Origin of the sequence: Cohnella baijiui (genome assembly GCF_020731285.1) — a bacterium.
Lineage (GTDB): Bacteria > Bacillota > Bacilli > Paenibacillales > Paenibacillaceae > Cohnella.
The window spans coordinates 1-504 of record NZ_JAJFOW010000105.1; the positions used below are offsets into that span (position 1 = coordinate 1).

Genomic DNA, 504 nt, shown 5'->3' on the forward strand with positions numbered 1-504 from the left:
GAATTGCCATCCACCTATTTAATCTGATGAGTGGCATTCCCGTATGCGGTTTGTCGTTGCTGATGGCTTATGGCGGACTTCTGTTTGGCGGTGTGAGTCCATTCGTTCTTATCCCACTTGGCATGATTGCTTTCTGGGCTTTCTCGTATTGGGCGCAATATCGTATGCGAATCAGATATGCAGGGCTAAGCTATCTATTTGGGAGTCTTTCTCTTCTTTTGACATGCGGCGTGATTTATATGATAGCAACAAAGATGTTATGAGGGCTTACTTATAGAAAAGAGAGGAATGCTTGTATGCCGAGAAAAGTAAAAGCGCTATCGATTGTGGCAGCAGTATTGGTTGGACTGACCCTTCTATGGGGAATTGGACTTGGTATGGGAGGAAAAACAAGGGCAAATGAACAAACAGGACTGCTGCAAGATTTTGACTTGCGAGGTACACAGGCTGTCTTTGCATACTCGTCCAACGGTAGAATCGGAATTTATACATCAGATTCCGCAG

The 504-nt window shown here is 44.6% G+C and carries 2 protein-coding genes; both read left to right on the top strand.

Translation table 11 applies throughout. The features are described 5' to 3' along the window. A partial coding sequence (locus tag LKX83_RS31825) for a hypothetical protein (RefSeq protein WP_227887260.1) occupies positions 1-263 on the top strand: 263 nt, incomplete at its 5' end. Positions 264-296: 33 nt separating this feature from the next. After that, the coding region (locus LKX83_RS31830) for a hypothetical protein (RefSeq protein WP_227887262.1) at positions 297-504 on the top strand (208 nt) is incomplete at its 3' end.